The 17,373-nt window shown below is 61.7% G+C and carries 19 protein-coding genes; 3 read left to right on the top strand and 16 right to left on the bottom strand.

The features are described from left to right. The 4 genes from DMX12_RS16820 to DMX12_RS16805 form a co-directional block, all read right to left on the bottom strand. The coding region (locus tag DMX12_RS16820) for a phosphate/phosphonate ABC transporter permease (RefSeq protein WP_110678813.1) at positions 1–623 on the bottom strand (623 nt) is incomplete at its 3' end. Continuing rightward, on the bottom strand, positions 620–1,447 hold the full coding sequence (locus DMX12_RS16815) for an ABC transporter permease (RefSeq protein WP_110678811.1): 828 nt from the start codon (positions 1,445–1,447) through the stop codon (positions 620–622). The genes DMX12_RS16815 and DMX12_RS16820, both read right to left, overlap by 4 nt. Beyond that, positions 1,441–2,250: a phosphonate ABC transporter ATP-binding protein gene (locus tag DMX12_RS16810; RefSeq protein ID WP_110678808.1), complete on the bottom strand. Its 810-nt coding sequence runs from the start codon at positions 2,248–2,250 to the stop codon at positions 1,441–1,443. The genes DMX12_RS16815 and DMX12_RS16810 overlap by 7 nt, the downstream gene beginning before the upstream one ends. Then, the gene (locus DMX12_RS16805; protein WP_110678806.1) at positions 2,247–3,101 is read right to left on the bottom strand and encodes a putative selenate ABC transporter substrate-binding protein; all 855 of its coding nucleotides are present in this window, start codon (positions 3,099–3,101) and stop codon (positions 2,247–2,249) included. Before DMX12_RS16805 ends, DMX12_RS16810 begins: the two co-directional genes overlap by 4 nt. Before the next feature lie 279 nt (positions 3,102–3,380). On the opposite strand from DMX12_RS16805, the gene selD reads away from it, so the two are divergent. Both selD and mnmH read left to right on the top strand, forming a co-directional pair. Continuing rightward, on the top strand, positions 3,381–4,415 hold the full coding sequence (selD, locus tag DMX12_RS16800) for a selenide, water dikinase SelD (RefSeq protein ID WP_110678804.1): 1,035 nt from the start codon (positions 3,381–3,383) through the stop codon (positions 4,413–4,415). Further along, positions 4,415–5,527: a tRNA 2-selenouridine(34) synthase MnmH gene (gene mnmH, locus DMX12_RS16795; protein ID WP_110678802.1), complete on the top strand. Its 1,113-nt coding sequence runs from the start codon at positions 4,415–4,417 to the stop codon at positions 5,525–5,527. The genes selD and mnmH overlap by 1 nt, the downstream gene beginning before the upstream one ends. Positions 5,528–6,102: 575 nt before the next feature. Here mnmH and DMX12_RS16790 read toward each other — a convergent pair. From DMX12_RS16790 to DMX12_RS16770, 5 genes are all read right to left on the bottom strand, one after another. Next, positions 6,103–6,489, bottom strand: coding sequence for a lysozyme inhibitor LprI family protein (locus DMX12_RS16790; protein WP_110678799.1), 387 nt, complete (start codon positions 6,487–6,489; stop codon positions 6,103–6,105). A 20-nt stretch (positions 6,490–6,509) separates the two neighbouring features. Continuing rightward, entirely contained in the window at positions 6,510–7,049 is a 540-nt protein-coding gene (locus DMX12_RS16785) for a hypothetical protein (protein WP_110678797.1), read from the bottom strand. A gap of 11 nt (positions 7,050–7,060) precedes the next feature. Next, entirely contained in the window at positions 7,061–7,624 is a 564-nt protein-coding gene (locus DMX12_RS16780; RefSeq protein ID WP_009681616.1) for a GNAT family N-acetyltransferase, read from the bottom strand. A gap of 501 nt (positions 7,625–8,125) precedes the next feature. Further along, positions 8,126–8,377 (bottom strand): DUF3077 domain-containing protein, encoded by a 252-nt coding sequence (locus tag DMX12_RS16775; RefSeq protein ID WP_110678793.1) that lies wholly within the window; start codon positions 8,375–8,377, stop codon positions 8,126–8,128. 19 nt (positions 8,378–8,396) lie between these two features. After that, a complete protein-coding gene (locus tag DMX12_RS16770; protein ID WP_174824176.1) occupies positions 8,397–8,594 on the bottom strand; it encodes a hypothetical protein in 198 nt (65 codons plus the stop codon). A gap of 444 nt (positions 8,595–9,038) precedes the next feature. On the opposite strand from DMX12_RS16770, the gene DMX12_RS16765 reads away from it, so the two are divergent. Further along, positions 9,039–9,824: an RHS repeat-associated core domain-containing protein gene (locus DMX12_RS16765; protein ID WP_110678791.1), complete on the top strand. Its 786-nt coding sequence runs from the start codon at positions 9,039–9,041 to the stop codon at positions 9,822–9,824. A gap of 285 nt (positions 9,825–10,109) precedes the next feature. Here the strand turns inward: DMX12_RS16765 and DMX12_RS16760 are convergent, their stop codons facing one another. From DMX12_RS16760 to cyoB, 7 genes are all read right to left on the bottom strand, one after another. Beyond that, the gene (locus tag DMX12_RS16760) at positions 10,110–10,493 is read right to left on the bottom strand and encodes a YkgJ family cysteine cluster protein (protein ID WP_029886718.1); all 384 of its coding nucleotides are present in this window, start codon (positions 10,491–10,493) and stop codon (positions 10,110–10,112) included. Between the two features lie 126 nt (positions 10,494–10,619). Then, on the bottom strand, positions 10,620–11,747 hold the full coding sequence (locus DMX12_RS16755) for a hypothetical protein (RefSeq protein ID WP_110678789.1): 1,128 nt from the start codon (positions 11,745–11,747) through the stop codon (positions 10,620–10,622). A gap of 197 nt (positions 11,748–11,944) precedes the next feature. After that, on the bottom strand, positions 11,945–13,153 hold the full coding sequence (gene alaC / locus DMX12_RS16750; protein ID WP_054911420.1) for an alanine transaminase: 1,209 nt from the start codon (positions 13,151–13,153) through the stop codon (positions 11,945–11,947). Positions 13,154–13,490: 337 nt separating this feature from the next. Beyond that, positions 13,491–14,378 (bottom strand): heme o synthase, encoded by an 888-nt coding sequence (gene cyoE / locus DMX12_RS16745; RefSeq protein WP_029886721.1) that lies wholly within the window; start codon positions 14,376–14,378, stop codon positions 13,491–13,493. Between the two features lie 11 nt (positions 14,379–14,389). Continuing rightward, complete coding sequence (gene cyoD / locus DMX12_RS16740; protein ID WP_003248599.1) at positions 14,390–14,722, bottom strand: cytochrome o ubiquinol oxidase subunit IV; 333 nt, start codon at positions 14,720–14,722, stop codon at positions 14,390–14,392. Continuing rightward, a complete protein-coding gene (gene cyoC, locus DMX12_RS16735) occupies positions 14,722–15,348 on the bottom strand; it encodes a cytochrome o ubiquinol oxidase subunit III (RefSeq protein ID WP_029886722.1) in 627 nt (208 codons plus the stop codon). The genes cyoD and cyoC overlap by 1 nt, the downstream gene beginning before the upstream one ends. Before the next feature lie 3 nt (positions 15,349–15,351). Then, entirely contained in the window at positions 15,352–17,370 is a 2,019-nt protein-coding gene (gene cyoB / locus DMX12_RS16730; protein ID WP_110678787.1) for a cytochrome o ubiquinol oxidase subunit I, read from the bottom strand. Positions 17,371–17,373: the final 3 nt, after the last annotated feature.

Here is a 17,373-nt window from a genome sequence, read left to right as displayed (position 1 = left end):
GCCCCGACAAACCCCAGCACGCTGGCCATGCGAATGTTGTTCTCCCAGCGGTACAAGCTGTACGCCAGCAACTGCGGCCACACATTGGGCAAGGTGCCAAAGCAGAAGGCCGCCACCTGGCTACCCCCCTGCAAACGGATCGCCGCCGCAGGCTCTGGCGGCGCGTTCTCCAGCGCCTCGGCAAACAACCGCCCCAGTACCCCGGCAGTGTGCAGCGCCAGGGCCAGGGTGCCGGCATTGGGCCCAAGCCCGGCAGCCAGCACGGTGAGCGCCGCCCACACCAGCTCCGGAATGGCGCGCAGGGCATTGAGCAGCAACCGCGCAGCGCCCTGCAACGGCCAACCGAAGCGGCCCGCCGCCGGCAGCGCCAGCAGCATCCCCAGCACCATCGCCAACAGGGTGCCCAGCCCGGACATGGCCAGGGTCTCCAGCGCCCCGTGCCATACCGCTTTCAGGTGCCCGGCAGACCAGTCAGGGTGCAGGAAGCGCCCGGCGTATTCGCCCATCTGCCCCAGGCCGCCATTGCCGACCAGTGCTTGCAAGTCCAGCTGCAGGTAGGCAAACGAGGCCGCTACCGCCGCCACGATGGCCCCCAGCAGTAGCAGGTTGATCACCCGGTTCATGCCAACCTCCAACGCAGCAAGCGGCTGAGCAGGTCGGCCAGGATCACCAGCAACAGGAAGGTCAGCAGCATGCTGGCAACCTCGGCACCCGCAAACATGCGCATCGACAGGTCGATCTGCTGCCCCAGCCCCCCGGCGCCAACAAAGCCCATCACCACCGAAGCCCGTACCGCGCATTCCCAGCGGTAAACGGTGTACGACACCACCTCGGCGGCGGCATTGGGCAGGATGCCGTAGAGGAACGCCGCCAAGCGCCCGCTGCCCGCCTGCAACAAGGCATGTGCCGGGCGCTGGTCGACCGATTCGAAAATCTCGGCATAGACCTTGCCGAGCATGCCGCTGTAGGTAATGGCAATGGCCAGTACCCCTGCCGTCGGCCCCAACCCCACCGCACGCACGAACAGCAACGCCCAGACAATCTCGGGCACGCTGCGCAGGAAAATCAGCAACCCGCGCACAGGCATGCGTACCACCCGTGACCCGAACCCGGCCCGTCCGCCCCTGGATGCAGCGCGCAACGACAACGCCCGGCTGGCCAGCAAGCCAGCCGGGATCGCCAGCAGCAATGCCAGCGCCATGCCGGCAGTCGCCACGGCCAGGGTCTGCAACGTGGCGTCGTACAGCAACGCAAGGAAATCGGCATCGTGGGCCGGCGGCCAGAACGCGCGGGTGAACTGGGCGATCTGCTGCCGGTTCTCTGCCTGCAGCAGCACACCGGGGTTCAGCTCGCTCAACTGGATACCCGGCCACAAGACTGCCACAGCCAGCACGGCCAGCAGCAACCGCGGCAATAAGGCCGGGTCGCGGGTGCTGGCATTCAGCATCGCGGAATGTGCACGGTCAGGGGTGCCCCAGGGGTTGGCGGCGAGGCCAGGTGTTCATTGGCGTACAACGCATCCAGCATCTGCCTGGTGACCGCAGTGGCCGGGCAGTCGAACGCCACCTGCCCCTCGCGAATACCGACCACCCGAGGGAAATGCGCCAGCGCCAGCTCCACCGCATGCAGGCTGGCCACCAGGGTGACGCCATGGCGCTGGGCATGGCGGTTGAGCAAAGCCAGGCTGTGGTCGGCCAGCACCGGGTCCATGGCCGACACGGGTTCGTCGGTGAGCAGTACCTGCGGCCGTTGATACAACGCGCGCGCGATGCCGACCCGTTGCAACTGCCCGCCGGACAGTTGCCCACATTGCACGAACAGCTTGTCGGCCAGGCCCAGTTCAGCCAGAACCTGCCGAGCGCCTGCGACATCGCTGGGGTACAGCAGGTTGAACAAGCCGCGCAGCAGCCCCCACTGCCCCAGGCGCCCTGCCAGCACTGCCGTGACCACCCGTTGGCGCGGCGGCAAGGGTGGCGCCTGGTGTACCAGGCCGACCCGCGCACGCAAGCGTTGACGCGCCCGCACCGACAACGCCCAGGGCTGCTCACCGAGCAGTTCCAGGCGCCCGCTGCCAGGCCGCACGGCCGTGGCCATCAGGTGCAGCAAGCTGGACTTGCCCGCGCCCGAAGGCCCGATGATGGCCACGCGCTCGCCCTGGCCGATCTGCAGGCTGACGGCATCGAGAGCGCGCACCTGACCGTGGCGCAGGCCGGCGCCATGCAGGTGGATGGCCGCGTTCGAGGCTGTCACTTGAGCAGGCCGGCCTCACGCGCCGCTTGCTCGGTGCCCAGGTAGTTCTCGGCCTTGGTCTCGATGAAGCGGCTGGCGGCCTGCAGGTCGAGAATCGCCTTGTCCGCCGGGTTGGCCGGGTCGAGGGCGAGGAAGGCCTGTTTGATCTTCTCTTTCAGCGCCGGGTCCATGTTGCCGCGCACGGTCCAGTTGTAGTCGAAATAGGTCGGTGTGGTGGCGAAGACCTTCACCTTGCTGGTATCGACCTTGCCGGCGTCCACCAGCTTCTGCCAGACGCTGGCATTGAGCACACCTGCGTCGACCTTGCCCGCCTGCACCCACGCCACGGTGGCGTCATGCGCACCGGAATAGGCCACACGGCTGAAGTAGTCCTCAGGCTTGATGTTGTCTTGCTTGAGCATGAAGTAGCGCGGCATCAGGCTCCCCGACGTGGACGAGATGGAGCCGAAGGCAAACGACTTGCCCTTCAGGTCGGCCAGGCTTTTCACGTTGGGGTCGGCGGTAATGAACTTGGAGGTGAACTGCGCATCCTGCTCACGCTGCACCAACGGCGTGACGGTCGGGTCCTTCAGGTGAACCTGGACGAACGTGAACCCACCCAGCCAGGCCAGGTCGAGGCGGTCGGAAGCCAGCGACTCGACCACAGCCGGGTAATCGGCCACCGGCACGAACTTCACTTCCATGCCCAACTGCTTGGCCAGGTACTCGCCCAACGGCTTGAACTTGCGCTGCAGTTCGGTGGGTGCTTCATCTGGGATGGCGCTGACCCGCAAAGTTTCAGCGGCCTGCACGACAACGGCACAGCAGGACAGCACAAGGCCAGCGGCGAGCGCCAGGGGGCGTTTGAGCATGGGGGGTTCTCCGGTTCAATGGCGGGGAAAAGCGGCTGCGAGTCGCAAGTCGCAAGTCGCAAGCTGCAAGCTGCAAGCTGCAAGCTGCAAGCAAAAGCAAAAGCAAAAGCAGCCTGCATGTGGCTTTTGCTTTTGCTTTTGCTTTTGCTTGAAGCTTGAAGCTTGAAGCTTGAAGCTTGAAGCTTGAAGCTTGAAGCTGGCCCAAGGAATTATAAGAGGCACAGGCGCAAAGGCCAGCTTTGCTACAATCGCGCAACAAATTGACCTGCTGAGGTACGTATGAGCGAGCCGATTCGCCTGACCCAGTACAGCCACGGTGCCGGCTGTGGCTGCAAGATTTCCCCCAAGGTGCTGGACGTGATCCTCGCTGAAAGCGGCACCCAGGCCCTGGACCCGAAACTGTGGGTCGGCAACGCCTCACGCGATGATGCCGCGGTATACGCACTGGACGACGAACGTGGCGTGGTTTCGACCACCGACTTCTTCATGCCGATCGTCGATGACCCCTATGACTTCGGTCGAATCGCCGCCACCAACGCCATCAGCGACATCTATGCCATGGGCGGCGACCCGCTGATGGCCATCGCCATCCTTGGCTGGCCTGTCAACGTGCTGCCACCGGAAGTCGCCCGCGAAGTCATCCGCGGTGGCCGTGCCGTGTGCGCTGAAGCCGGTATTCCTCTGGCCGGCGGCCACTCCATCGACGCTCCCGAGCCCATCTTCGGCCTGGCTGTCACCGGCGTGGTCAGCAAGCGCCACCTCAAGCGCAACGACACCGCTAGCGCCGGCTGCCAGCTGTACCTGACCAAGCCACTGGGCATCGGCATCCTCACCACTGCCGAGAAAAAGGCCAAGCTGCGCGCGCAGGACCAAGGCCTGGCCCGTGACTGGATGTGCACCCTCAATACCCCCGGCAGCCGCTTTGGCAAGCTGGACGGGGTCAAGGCCATGACCGACGTCACCGGCTTCGGCCTGCTCGGCCACCTGGTCGAACTGGCAGAAGGCAGCGGCCTTACCGCGCACCTGGACTACGCCGCTGTACCGCGCCTGCCCAGTGTCGACCACTACCTGGCCGAGGGTTGCATTCCCGGCGGCACGCTGCGCAACTACGACAGCTACGGGCACAAGATCGGTACGCTCAGCGACGACCAGAAGCACCTGCTGTGCGACCCGCAAACCAGCGGTGGCCTGCTGGTGGCAGTTACCCCGGAAGGTGAAGCAGAGTTCCTGGCGGTGGCCGCCGAACTGGGCCTGCAACTGGCGCCGATCGGCAAGCTGGTCGAGCGGCAGAGCCACGCGGTCGAGGTGATCTGATGCGCCCCGACTGCACCGATTTTCGCCAGCTGTTCCTCGACGACGTGCCGATGATGGACATGCGCGCGCCGGTCGAGTTCGCCAAAGGCGCCTTCCCTGGCGTGGTCAACCTGCCGCTGATGAACGACCAGGAGCGGCAGAAGGTCGGCACTTGCTTCAAGCAACAGGGCCAGGCCGCCGCCATCGCGCTGGGCCACCAGTTGGTCAGCGGTGCTACCAAGCACGCCCGCCTGCAAGCCTGGGTAGCCTTTACCCAGGCGCATCCCGAGGGCTACCTGTACTGCTTCCGGGGCGGCCTGCGCTCGCAGATCGTGCAGGGCTGGCTGCGCGATGAAGCGGGCATCCAGTACCCACGCGTCAAAGGTGGCTACAAGGCCATGCGTAACTTTCTGCTGGGGACGACCCAGCAGGCGGTGGCCCAATGCGATTTCGTGCTGGTCGGCGGCCTGACCGGCACCGGCAAGACCGATGTGCTGCAGCAACTGGACAACGTGCTCGACCTGGAAGGCCACGCCAATCACCGCGGCTCCAGCTTCGGCAAGCGCGCCACGGCGCAGCCGGCGCAGATCGATTTCGAGAACCAGTTGGCCATCGATGTGCTGAAGAAGCGTGCCCGAGGGGTCGAGCAGTTCGTGCTGGAAGATGAAGGCCGTATTGTCGGCAGTTGCACGTTGCCGCTGGAGCTATACCAAGGCATGCAGCGGTATCCGCTGGTGTGGCTGGAGGACAGCTTCGCTAACCGCGTGGAACGCATTCTTCGCGACTATGTGATCAACCTGAGTGCCGAGTTTATGGCCGTGCATGGCGAGGAAGACGGTCGCCGCCTGTTTGCCGAGCGCATGCTGCAGAGCATGGCCAACATCCACAAGCGCCTGGGTGGCGAACGCTACCAACGGCTATCGGAAGTTCTGCGCCTGGCCTTGGAAGAACAGCAGCGCAGCGGCGCGGTGGACCTGCACCGGGGCTGGATCGAGGGTTTGCTGAACGAGTACTACGACCCGATGTATGCCTACCAGCGGGCAGCCAAGGCCGAGCGCATCGAGTTTGCCGGGGATGCCGTGGAAGTGCGCGAGTACCTCAAGGCCCGGGCACTGCGCCAGCCACACCTGTAAAACCAGGGTCGCATCGCGCCCCATCGCAGGCAAGCCAGCTCCCACAGGGATTGCATCAGGGCTGACAGGTGGTTGCCACAAGGTATGGCAGCGCCTGTGAGATCGAGCGCCGCCCGCGCGGCGCAATCGCGAGCTGCGCTCGCTCCTACGTTTGTTTCGGGCCAATTATTCCTGTGGGATTCGCGCGCGAACGCCTTGGTGCATGCCTCAATATCGCGCCGTACAAACAAGGCGGCCGCGCGCGCCTGTCACAGGCGTTACTGGCCCGAAACAAACGTAGGAGCGAGCGCAGCTCGCGATTGCGCCGCGCGGGCGGCGCTCGATCTCACAGGCGCTGAAGATGCTCCGGCTACCCTTGCCAGGAACCATAGAATCTCCCACTTCGATCGCATCGACTTCAAATCCTGTGCAATCCCTGGGGGAGCAACTGTCTTGCTCAAAAGCCCTAAGCTAACGCAACCCCTGTGGGAGCTGGCTTGCCGGCGATGAGGCCAGTCCAGGCAATACAAGACAGTTGCTCCCAACACTACCCCTGTGGGAGCGGGCATGCCCGCGAAGAGGCCCGTACAGGCAACTCACTGCCCCGGGCTAAGCACCCGCTCCAGCTCCGCCGCGCGGTCGCGGGTCATGCTCATCATGCAGGTACCGCCTTCCAACTGCGCCATGGTCCCGCCACTGGCCTGCACATGAAACTGGCAATTGCCATCGCGGTACGCCAGCCACTTGCGCTGCACATCGCGCAAACTTTTCTGCTGCCCGGCATCCAGCTTGCCCATCAGTTGCTTGTACACCCGGTTCAAGCGCTGGTCCTGCACCTGCATCTCGGCCCCGATGCACTCACTCATGGCCACCGTGCTGGAGGCCTTGTCCATGCACTGCACGTACGCCGCCGTGTAGTCATCGGCCACAGCCAATGGCAGCACGCAGGTCAGTGCCAGCCCTGCCAGGTATTGCTTGCACATGCCAACTCTCCTTTTAGGTATCAAAGCGTCTGGGGTAGCACCGGCGGCATCAGCACCTTGCCCGGCTCGAATTGCAGCGCTGGCATCTGTGTGGCGGCATAAACCGCCACACCCAACGCCGCAATCAAGGCCACATCAAGCCAGTTCCAACCGGGCATGTCCTCAGCGCTGCGGGCCTTCCAGCAATGCCAGGCCTGGCCCAGGCAGAACACGCCCATCGCCGCCAGCCACAGGTAGAAGCCGGCACCAAACCCGCTCAGGTCATGGAATTCATAAGTCTGGTTATCCGGCAGACGGGTGATGCCGAAGCTGCTGCCCGCCAGGTAAGCCGCCGCCAACCCGGCCAGCAATGCCAGCCGGCGAAAGCGCCGGTGGGCAAGGATGGCCAACGCCAGCAGCGGGTTGGCAAACCATTGGTGCAAGCCGAAGGGCAAGCCCCATGGCCCGTACAGCAGCATCTGCAGCGCCGGCATGTGATGCCCGCCATTCATGTGCGCGCCGTTGAAGAACAGGGCGAGCAAGTACAGCAGCAGGCTGATGCTCAGGTAGAAAACGGGCAAAGGGCAAATTCCTAGGCGACCGGGGGCTCAAGCAGCAGACCATAGATGCCGGAGTCGGACAACTCACCGGCCACGCACCAGCGCGCCCGCAGGGTGCCTTCAAGCACGAAACCTTGCCGTTCCAGGGTGCGTGCCGAGCCTTGGTTGCGCGGGTCGATCTCACCTTCCAGGCGGCGCATGTGCAGGGTGTTGGCCAGGTAATCGATGAAGCAGGTGAGCGCTTCGTCCATGTAGCCCCTGCCCTGCACGGCGCTGGCCAGGCAGTAGCCGATCTCGCCACGGCGGGAAACATCGTCGATGTTGAACAGCTGGACCATGCCGATGAGTTCACCGTTGTCGCGGCGGTACATACCCAGCTTGAGCTGGTCGCCATTGGCATAGGCTTCGCGGTCGGCGGCCAGGGCGCTTTCGGCCTCGGCCAGGTTTTGCCAAGGGGCATGGTGCCAATAACGCATGACCTCGGGGTCGGCCATGATCGCCAGCCACTGCGCGGCATCGGCATGGCGCATGGGGCGCAGTTGCAGGCGCGGGCTGTCGAGGCAGAGGTCACTGGGGAAACTGCGGGGTGGGGTCACGCCGGATCTCCTGTCCATTGCTGGGGAGATGACAGTTTAACGTCAAGCGCGAGGTTACGGCATCCCGGGGCTGCTGCGCAGCCCATCGCGACACAACACCTGAGCTTTGCGCAGTACCTGTGGGAGATTCTATGGTTTCTGGCAAGGGTAGCCGGAGCATCTTCAGCGCCTGTGAGATCGAGCGCCGCCCGCGCGGCGCAATCGCGAGCTGCGCTCGCTCCTACGTTTGTTTCGGGCCAGTAACCCCTGTGCCAGATGCGCGCGGCCGCCTTGTGCTTACGACGCGATTTTGAGGCATGCGCCAAGGCGTTCGCGCGCAAATCCCACAGGAATAATTGGCCCGAAACAAACGTAGGAGCGAGCGCAGCTCGCGATGCGCCGCGCGGGCGGCGCTCGCTCTAACAGGCGCTGCATACCTTGTGGCAAACACCTGTCAGCCCTGATGCGCCCCCCGTGGGCTGGCTTCCCGGCGATGGGCCGCAGAGCGGCCCCAAAAATCGCTCAGGCGCCGCGATTCAACCCCACTTCCATATCATTGATCAGCGCCTTGGCCATGGCACTGAGAATCCGCGCCGCGCTGCCGGCGATCTTGTCGCCCTCCATCTCGGCCTCTTCGTTCAGGTGCTTGATGCAGCCGATCAGCACCGACAATTCATCGAATGCCAGGTCGAGCGGCACACCCGGCTCTACCCGATACAGCTCAAGAAATTTCTCCACGCCTGCAGTGGTGCGGGACTTGAGGTGGTCGCTCATGCCTTGGCCTCCTGCTCTTTCATGTGGGCCAGCAGGCTTGTAACAGGTCGGTTTGGGCTGACATCGCTTCCAGCAGGCTGGAGCGCACGGCTGGGGCTTCGGCGTCGAGGTATTGGAGAATGGTGCCGGAGAGGTGGTCCATGACCTGGGTGGCCTGGGACTTGGCGGCTTGGTAGGTAACGTCAGTAATGGGTGTATCAGGTACAAGTCTTTTCATAGTCATCTCGGAAATATTTTCAGAGGCAACCACTCGCATCCTTCTCACAGATAAGGTGGCAGCCGTACGCGAGGTGAGAAGACCGTGTCCGAGGTTTCACGGCCAGACCGAAGTCTGCACGCGCACGGCTGCCATAACTGGCAAGCCATCTCGAAACACCGGGCTTCTCACACCCGATCGCCATTTGTGGCGACGCTGGAACGTTATCTCTGAGGTTCCTACTTGCCTATCAGACGGCATCCGACTGAGCTCGTAGGATAATTCCTAATCCCTGGCAACCTGAAGCATTTGGTTTCAAGTTCAGAATCTTCTTACAGCTGGTGATCCTTTCGCGGGCATGCCCGCTCCCACCATGCCAGCAGGGCTTGACAAAAATGCCAGTTGTGACTGCCCACAAACTGAGACAGTGTTGAACTCGGTTTTCTAACGGCGGAGCCATTGATCATGATGACCCAGTTGTTCGACGAGAACGCCCACCTACAAATGAAACGGCGTAGCAACCAGACAGAAATGACGTACACAGCCTACGGCCTGCACACTGTCTCTGATTCAACGACTCCGACCCTTGCCTACAATGGTGAATTTCAAGACACGCTGTCTCAGCTTTATCTACTTGGGAATGGTCATCGCCCCTACAACAGTCGATTGATGAGATTCAACACGCCGGACGCAGAAAGTCCATTTTCGCTGGGCGGCATCAATAGCTATTGCTATTGCATCGGCGACCCAATTAACTTTTCGGACCCAAGCGGAAAAACTCGCACCCCATTTGGTCCGGCAAATTCCTTACAACGTCGCCACGGAGGTAATCCCACTCTCCGAGAATCTTCGAGGTTACGTCAGCGTGAAGCATTACTTAAGCGTCAAGCTAGACTTGCCGATGCGAACGCGAGACGAGACGCACAAGCGGCTCAAGACTTGGCAACATTTGCGGAAAAAGCCAGGGCGGCGATAAACAGTACAAACGATGCGATCCATCGACAAATTTATAGTGCTGTCGCCGATTTGAATCAGCAGCAGCGATCATATCTAGTTGCTCACAGCGCGGACAACCGGGCACTTGAATTATCATTTTTGAATGAAGCTGAACGATTGGCTGAAACCCGAACTGCCCTACTTCTGACCGAATACGAAAACGTGCCCTTGCCACAGGTAAATCCACCAGCCATACCGGTACCGACCCTAGCCACATCGATTCGGCGAACGACTGTCCGAGGAGTCAATTCATGAAATCCGACGAAAAAATCAAATCAGTCGTAGGGCTCGAATGGAACAGCTGCCTGAATACTTTTCTCAACTTTGGGTGGCAGCAGTATGTAAAGTGAGAAGGTCAGGTTTAAGGTTCAAAAAAACCTGATGGTTAGCGCGGTCCCTGCGGGAGCGGCCTTGTGTCGCGAAAGGGCTGCAAGGCAGCCCCAGCAGTTCCTGCAGCGCCGCTGATGCCATGGGGCCGCCTTGCAGCCCTATCGAGACACAAGGTGCTCCCACATCATTCGCGTTGTGCCCAGAGAAATTTCAGGCCACCTCGGCCCCGTCATCCGGCCAATGCGGCTCGTTGGCCCCAGGCGGTGTCAGCGGTGGCAGGCCATATGCTGCCCGGGCGGCGTCACAGCTGGGGTTATGCACCCCACCCTCCCACGACGCCTCGAACTCACGGCAGGGGCTGGAGCGGTTGGCATAAATGGTACAGGCCACCTCTTTGCCGACCTCGCCCTGAAGGGCGATACAGCGGCACGGCTTGGCATCGGTGCCGATCATGGCCACACGGGTAGGGTTGACCTGCACCACCAGGTCATCCGGGACAACGCCCCCGGCAGACTGGCATTCGCCCCAGAAGAAAGACACACGGAAGTACCCGCAGCAGGCGCCGCAGTCAAGGCAAGGGTTGTATTCGGACATGATGGCACGGAGGGAAGGTTGTTGTTATCGGGTCTGGCCCGCGGCGCCATTCTCAGTCCAAGCAGGGGCGGCTGGATAGAGGGGCAATGCAAAAAAAATTGCCGCTGATCCGGCCGCCTGGCAACGCTAGCAGATGGCTTTGTAGGTGTCGGCGTCCCAGCGCTGCAAGGCCAGGCCCGTGCTGGGTTCGTAGGCTGCACCCTGCACCTCGCTGAAGCGCATGGGCGCTTGGCCACAGTGCACCAGGCGGTCGTCCTTCTCACCCTCGGTGATCACGGTATAGGACGCCTTTCGCATGGCCTGGTACTGGTCGTCTGCCGCCGCCATTTGCTGGTGATACTGCATCAGCTGGCTGTCGGTCAACGCCAGGCGCTTGCCCAACTGCACACCCCAGCGGGCCAGGCAGACTTCGGCAAAGTGGCGAACGATCAACCCCGGCTCAGCCAACACCTTGCCCGCGCCCGCGCCGTCAAGCGATGCGTTGCCTACCAGCGTGGCGTGCCGGCCAGGCATTGGATAGATGCAGATGCGTGTAGTGCTCGCCACGGCAGGAACCACGCAGGCAAACCCTTTGGAACGCTCATCCCGTGAATAGAACCCCACGTACTCCTTCACGTTGCCGGTCAGGCTGACCCGCTGCTGCTGCACATTGCCAACGCCCGGTACCGGGTCGATGGCAAAGATGTTCACCGGTATGTCGCGCAGTACAGGGTCTTGTGCCATGGCATTGGCCAGCATGTGGCAACTGATCCCTCCCCTGCTCCAGCCCACCAGGTTGACCTGGGTCGGCAGGCGCGGCTTGCGGAACATGCTGATGATGCCCTCCTGCAATTGCTGCGGTGTGGGGTGGCGGGCGCCGTAGCTGTAGTTGCGCCAGAACCATGAGGCCGCAGACCCGGCATCCGGTATCGGCACCCCGGCTTGCTTCAGCCGCTCGTATTCTTCCTTGCTCAGTTCGTTGCGCTGCCAGTTGCTTTCGCCTTTGATCACCTGCAGCACGTGGTTGACGTTTTCTTCCCAGCCGCGGCCAAACAGCTGCCCGGTCCAGTTGTAATAGCCACCAGGTTCCACGAACAGGTTGTCATCCTGAAGGTTGCCGCTGCCTGGACCATCCACAGCAATCCAATGGGCGAACTCGTGGCCCTGCTCGTTGCTGGCCAGGGTCGAAACCAGCTCGCCGTTCCAGAAGTTGGGGTTGGCGTGGTCGAAGCGGTGCGAGCCGGTGCCGCAGAAATAGGCGGTGAAGACACTCATGGGGGGATCCCTTCGGTGAGAAATGAGTGCCGAAGGTAGGTTGGCTGAGGCTTGGAATGCAGGCGGAAAGCTCGCCCGGCTGAAGATCCTGGGGCTGCTTTGCAGCCCTTTCGCGACACAAGGCCGCTCCTACCGGTACAGCGCAGCTTTCGGATGCTGCGTGGTCCCTGTGGGAGCGGCCTTGGGTGGCGATGGCCTTACTTGCGGGCCAGCCCGTCAGCCCGGAACATCTGCCGGATGCCGCGGATGGCCTGGCGAATGCGGTCCTGGTTCTCGATCAGGGCAAAGCGCACATGATCATCGCCGTAATCACCAAAACCGATGCCCGGCGACACGCATACCTTGGCCTCGGCCAGCAGCTTCTTGGAAAACTCCAGCGACCCCAGGTGCGCATACGCTGGCGGAATCTTCGCCCAGACGTACATCGACGCCTTGGGGTTCTCGACCATCCAGCCCAGCTCGTGCAGGCCTTTGACCAGCAGGTTGCGGCGCTGGCGGTACTGCTCGGCAATGTCGCGCACGCACTGCTGGTCGCCTTCCAGGGCAGCGATGGCCGCCACCTGCAGCGGGGTGAAGGTGCCGTAGTCGTGGTAGCTCTTGATCCGCGCCAGCGCATTGACCAGCTCGGGGTTGCCGACCATGAAGCCAATGCGCCAACCCGCCATGTTGTAGCTTTTGGACAGGGTGAAGAACTCCACCGCAATGTCCTTGGCGCCCGGCACCTGCATGATCGACGGGGCTTTCCAGCCGTCATAGACGATGTCGGCATAGGCCAGGTCATGCACCACCAGCACACCATACTGCTTGGCCAGTGCCACCACACGCTCGAAGAAGTCCAGCTCTACGCACTGCGCGGTGGGGTTGGACGGGAAGCCAAGGATCATCATCTTCGGCTTGGGTATCGACTCGCGAATGGCGCGCTCAAGCTCGTTGAAGAAGTCCACCCCCGGCACCAGCGGCACGGAGCGCACCTGGGCGCCGGCGATCACCGCGCCGTAGATGTGGATCGGGTAGCTGGGGTTGGGCACCAGCACGGTGTCGCCCTGGTCGAGGGTGGCGAGCATCAGGTGCGCCAGGCCTTCCTTCGAACCGATGGTCACAATGGCTTCGCTCTCCGGGTCGATGTCGACTTCGTAGCGTTCCTTGTACCAGTTGGCGATGGCCCGGCGCAGGCGCGGAATACCGCGCGAGGTGGAATAGCCGTGGGTGTCTTCACGCTGGGCAACCTGCACCAGCTTCTCGACAATGTGCGGCGGCGTGGCGCCATCGGGGTTACCCATGCTCAGGTCGATGATGTCCTCGCCACGGCGGCGGGCAGCCATCTTGAGCTCGGCAGTGATGTTGAAGACGTAAGGGGGGAGACGATCGATGCGTGCAAAGCGGCGCGGCGAACCTGGGTTGGCCATGGTTTCCTCTGAGAACGTAAGCGCCCGGAACCGTCCGAGCGACGCTGGCCGATATGGCGGCCTGGATCAGAAGATAGTGCCGAGACAGGATACCTGTAAAGGACAAAATCCTGTTTTGCTAGATTTTTTCAGAAGTATTTTTTGAAAATACAGGATTTATGTTTTCCTGCGCTGGCCTCTTCGCGGGCTCGCCCGCTCCCACAGGGTTACCCGCAGCCCCTGGGACCTGCGCCGTACCTGTGGGAGCGGGCAAGCCCGCGAAAAGGCCGGAACAGGAAAAACACCCATAAAAAAACCCCGGCACATGGCCAGGGTTTTCGTGAAACAGGCAGCTATTTCAGCGTGCGTATGTCATCAGCACGTCTGCAGCGGTTTGGCTGTCCACACCCATCATCACGCTCAGGGCAGTGACGGTGAGGATGGAGAAGCCGAACACCTTGCGCGCCCACTTGCTGTCGTCCTCGGCCTTGTAGCCACCCCAGGCCATGTACAGCCAGTACAGGCCCATGGCAGCTGCCACGGCCAGGTAGCCGAGGCCGGCGTAACCGCCGAGGGTGAGCATCAAGGTAGCGAGCACGAAAGCCAGTACGTACAGCACGATCTGCTTCTTCGCCGCCAGAATGCCGCGCGCCACCGGTAGCACCGGAATGTTGGCAGCGCTGTAATCCTTGAAGCGGAAGATGGCAATGGCAAAGCTGTGCGGCATTTGCCACAGGCTGAACATCACCAGCAGGGTTACCGCAGCCAGGTCGAAGCTGTTGCTCACGGCGCAGTAACCGATCACCGGGGGCATGGCACCCGACAGGCTGCCGACCAAGGTGCCGTGCACCGACTTGCGCTTCAGCCACAGGCTGTAGAAGCCGACGTAGACGACGAACCCTACTGCTGCGCAGAACGCCGACAGCGGGTTGGCCTGGACATACAGCAGGCTGAAACCCGCCACCCCAAGCAGGGTGGCGTAGATCAGCGCGAGGGGCAGCGACATGCCGCCCTGAACCATCACGCGGTTCTTGGTGCGCTCCATCTTGTGGTCGATGTCACGGTCGATGCAGTTGTTGAACACGCACCCGGACGCCACCACCAGCGAAGTACCGATCACCGCCGCCAGGAACAGGGCGAAATCCACATGGCCCTTCGAGGCAAGGAAGAAACCGCCTGCCACGGAAAGCACGTTACCGAAAATGATCCCCGGTTTGGTGATTTGGATAAAGTGCTTAACGGACATGCAGTCTTACCTCACTTGGCCAGCATTTCGAAGTGGATGCTGAACATGATCCACAGCGACAGGCCGACCAGCAGTGCGATCACCAGCGTGGTGAACAGGAACGTCGATACGTTGTTGCGTTGCTCTTTCGAGCGGTCCATGTGCAGGAAGTACACCAGGTGCACAACCACCTGGATCACGGCCATGGCAACGATGATCAGAACGGTCAGGTTCTTCGGCAGGCTGGCGGTCATGGCCAGGCCGAACGGGATCGCGGTCAGGATGATCGACAGTACGAAACCGATCATGTACGACTTGACGCTGCCGTGATTACCTTCGTGATGAGTGTCGTGTGCGTTAGCCATTACAGAACCCCCAGCAGGTAAACGACGGTAAATACGCAGATCCAGACCACGTCCAGGAAGTGCCAGAACAGGCTCAGGCAGCTCATGCGGGTCTTGGCGGTCGGCGTGATGCCGTGCTTGTTGATCTGGTACATCATGATTGCCATCCAGATCAGACCAGCAGTCACGTGCAGGCCGTGGGTACCTACCAGGGCAAAGAAGCCCGACAGGAAGCCACTGCGCTGCGGGCCGAAGCCCTCGCCGATCAGGTGATGGAATTCATAGATTTCCATCGCGATGAAGCCTGCACCGAACAGGAAGGTCACAGCCAACCAGCCCAGCACACCTGCTTTCTTGCCATCGAACATCTTCAGCATGGCGAAGCCGAAGGTGATCGAGGACAGCAGCAGGAACAGCGTTTCAACAGCTACGAAGTCGAGCTGGAAGATGTCGTGACCCGACGGGCCGCCGGCAAAACTGCCGGACAGCACCGCGTAGGTGGCGAAGAGCGACGCAAACAGGATGCAGTCGGTCATCAGGTACAGCCAGAAACCCAGTACGGTCATCTGGCCCGAGTCGTGGTGGTGGTCGTCATGCCCATGGTCGTGACCATGAGCTGCGCCGCCGTGCATTACTTGACTGGACATTGATTACACCCGCTCAAACGATTCGACACGTGCGCCGGCAGGCAGAGCACCTGCATTGGCCAGCGCTTTCATACGCTCGCCTTCGATGCGCGCCACTTCTTCGGCCGGAACCATGTAGCCCTGGTCGTCACGTGCAGCGTGGCGAACGAAGACCGCGATGGTTGCAACCAGGCTCGCGCCCACCAGCCACCAGATGTGCCAGATGAAAGCGAAGCCGAAGACGGTCAGGAACAGGCCCATGAACAGACCGGTAGCAGTGTTGCTCGGCATGTGGATGGCTTCGTACTTGGCCGGAACCTTGTACGCAACGCCTTCTTCCTTGGCTTCGTGCCAGCAGTCCAGGCCAACTTTCTCAGGCATGTGAGCGAAGTTGTAGAACGGAGGTGGCGAAGAAGTCGACCATTCCAGGGTACGGCCGCCCCATGGGTCGCCGGTCACGTCCAGGTTCTGGTTGCGGTCGCGGACCGAAACGTACAGCTGGATCAGCTGGCAAGCGATACCGAACAGTATCAGCACGGCGCCGACAACGGCTACGTACAGGTAGGGTTCCCACAGTGGGTTGTCGGAGTGGTTCAGACGACGGGTCATGCCCATGAAGCCCAGGGCGTACAGCGGCATGAACGCAACGTAGAAGCCCGACAGCCAGAACCAGAAGGCAGCTTTGCCCCACTTCTCGTTCAGGGTGAAGCCGAAGGCTTTCGGGAACCAGAAGGCGAAGCCGGCGATGTAGCCGAATACCGCGCCACCGATGATCACGTTGTGGAAGTGCGCAATAACGAACAGGCTGTTGTGCAGAACGAAGTCAGCACCTGGAACGGCCAGCAGTACGCCGGTCATGCCACCGATGGAGAAGGTGACCATGAAGCCCAGGGTCCAGAGCATCGGCGGGGTGAAGCGCACGCGGCCCTGGTACATGGTGAACAGCCAGTTGAACAGCTTCACACCGGTCGGGATGGAGATCAGCATCGTCGCCAGGCCGAAGAAGGTGTTGACGCTGGCGCCGGCACCCATGGTGAAGAAGTGGTGCAGCCATACCGCAAAGCCAAGGATGGCGATCGCGCCCGATGCGTAGATCATCGAGTGGTGGCCGAACAGGCGTTTGCCAGAGAACGTCGAAGTCACTTCCGAGAACACGCCGAAGGCCGGCAGGATCAGGATGTAAACCTCAGGGTGACCCCACGCCCAGAACAGGTTGACGTACATCATCGGGTTCCCACCAAGCTCGTTGGTGAAAATGTGGAAGTCCAGATAACGGTCAACAGTCAGCAGCGCGAGTGCAGCAGTCAGGATCGGGAACGATGCAACGATCAGGACGTTGGCCCAGGTGCAGGTCCAGGTGAAGATCGGCATGTCCATCAGCTTCATGCCAGGTGCGCGCATCTTCATCACGGTGACGAGGAAGTTCACGCCGGTAAGCGTCGTACCCAATCCGGATAGCTGTAGCGCCCAGATATAGTAATCGACACCTACCCCAGGGCTGTACTGGATGCCTGCGAGCGGCGGATAGGCAACCCAGCCGGTCTTGGCGAATTCACCAACGCCCAGCGAAATGTTGACCAGCAGCACGCCTGCCAGCAGCAGGTAGAAGCTCAGGGAGTTCAGGAACGGGAAGGCAACGTCACGTGCACCGATCTGCAGAGGAACCGCCAGGTTCATCAGGCCGGTGAAGAACGGCATCGCCATGAAGATGATCATGATCACACCGTGGGCGGTGAAGATCTGGTCATAGTGTTCAGGCGGCAGGTAGCCTTCGGAGCCACCGGTTGCGGCAGCCAGCTGGGTACGCATCATGATGGCGTCGGCAAAGCCGCGCAGCAGCATGACCATCGCGACGATGATGTACATCACGCCGATCTTTTTGTGGTCGACAGTAGTCAGCCACTCGCTCCACAAGTAGGTCCACTTGCGGAAATAGGTGATAAGACCGACGACAGCGATACCGCCGAGCGCGATCATGGCAAGCGTCACCATGACTATCGGCTCGTGATAGGGTATCGCCTCCAGGCTTAATTTACCGAACATCTC

The organism is Pseudomonas sp. MB-090624 (assembly GCF_003205245.1).
Classification (GTDB): Bacteria; Pseudomonadota; Gammaproteobacteria; order Pseudomonadales; family Pseudomonadaceae; genus Aquipseudomonas; species Aquipseudomonas juntendi.
The sequence above is the reverse complement of the archived record's forward strand: the minus strand, read 5'-3'. Positions and strand labels throughout refer to the sequence as shown.

Excerpts from the sequence above, each read along its gene's own strand:
- cyoB (WP_110678787.1), bottom strand. The coding sequence starts at position 17,370 with ATGTTCGGTAAATTAAGCCTGGAGGCGATACCCTATCACGAGCCGATA.
- DMX12_RS16775 (WP_110678793.1), bottom strand. The coding sequence starts at position 8,377 with ATGAGCGACCACCTCAAGTCCCGCACCACTGCAGGCGTGGAGAAATTT.
- cyoC (WP_029886722.1), bottom strand. The coding sequence starts at position 15,348 with ATGTCCAGTCAAGTAATGCACGGCGGCGCAGCTCATGGTCACGACCAT.
- DMX12_RS16815 (WP_110678811.1), bottom strand. The coding sequence starts at position 1,447 with ATGCTGAATGCCAGCACCCGCGACCCGGCCTTATTGCCGCGGTTGCTG.
- DMX12_RS16770 (WP_174824176.1), bottom strand. The coding sequence starts at position 8,594 with ATGAAAAGACTTGTACCTGATACACCCATTACTGACGTTACCTACCAA.
- DMX12_RS16755 (WP_110678789.1), bottom strand. The coding sequence starts at position 11,747 with ATGAGTGTCTTCACCGCCTATTTCTGCGGCACCGGCTCGCACCGCTTC.
- DMX12_RS16760 (WP_029886718.1), bottom strand. The coding sequence starts at position 10,493 with ATGTCCGAATACAACCCTTGCCTTGACTGCGGCGCCTGCTGCGGGTAC.
- DMX12_RS16805 (WP_110678806.1), bottom strand. The coding sequence starts at position 3,101 with ATGCTCAAACGCCCCCTGGCGCTCGCCGCTGGCCTTGTGCTGTCCTGC.
- DMX12_RS16765 (WP_110678791.1), top strand. The coding sequence starts at position 9,039 with ATGATGACCCAGTTGTTCGACGAGAACGCCCACCTACAAATGAAACGG.
- cyoD (WP_003248599.1), bottom strand. The coding sequence starts at position 14,722 with ATGGCTAACGCACACGACACTCATCACGAAGGTAATCACGGCAGCGTC.
- cyoE (WP_029886721.1), bottom strand. The coding sequence starts at position 14,378 with ATGTCCGTTAAGCACTTTATCCAAATCACCAAACCGGGGATCATTTTC.
- selD (WP_110678804.1), top strand. The coding sequence starts at position 3,381 with ATGAGCGAGCCGATTCGCCTGACCCAGTACAGCCACGGTGCCGGCTGT.
- alaC (WP_054911420.1), bottom strand. The coding sequence starts at position 13,153 with ATGGCCAACCCAGGTTCGCCGCGCCGCTTTGCACGCATCGATCGTCTC.
- DMX12_RS16790 (WP_110678799.1), bottom strand. The coding sequence starts at position 6,489 with ATGTGCAAGCAATACCTGGCAGGGCTGGCACTGACCTGCGTGCTGCCA.
- mnmH (WP_110678802.1), top strand. The coding sequence starts at position 4,415 with ATGCGCCCCGACTGCACCGATTTTCGCCAGCTGTTCCTCGACGACGTG.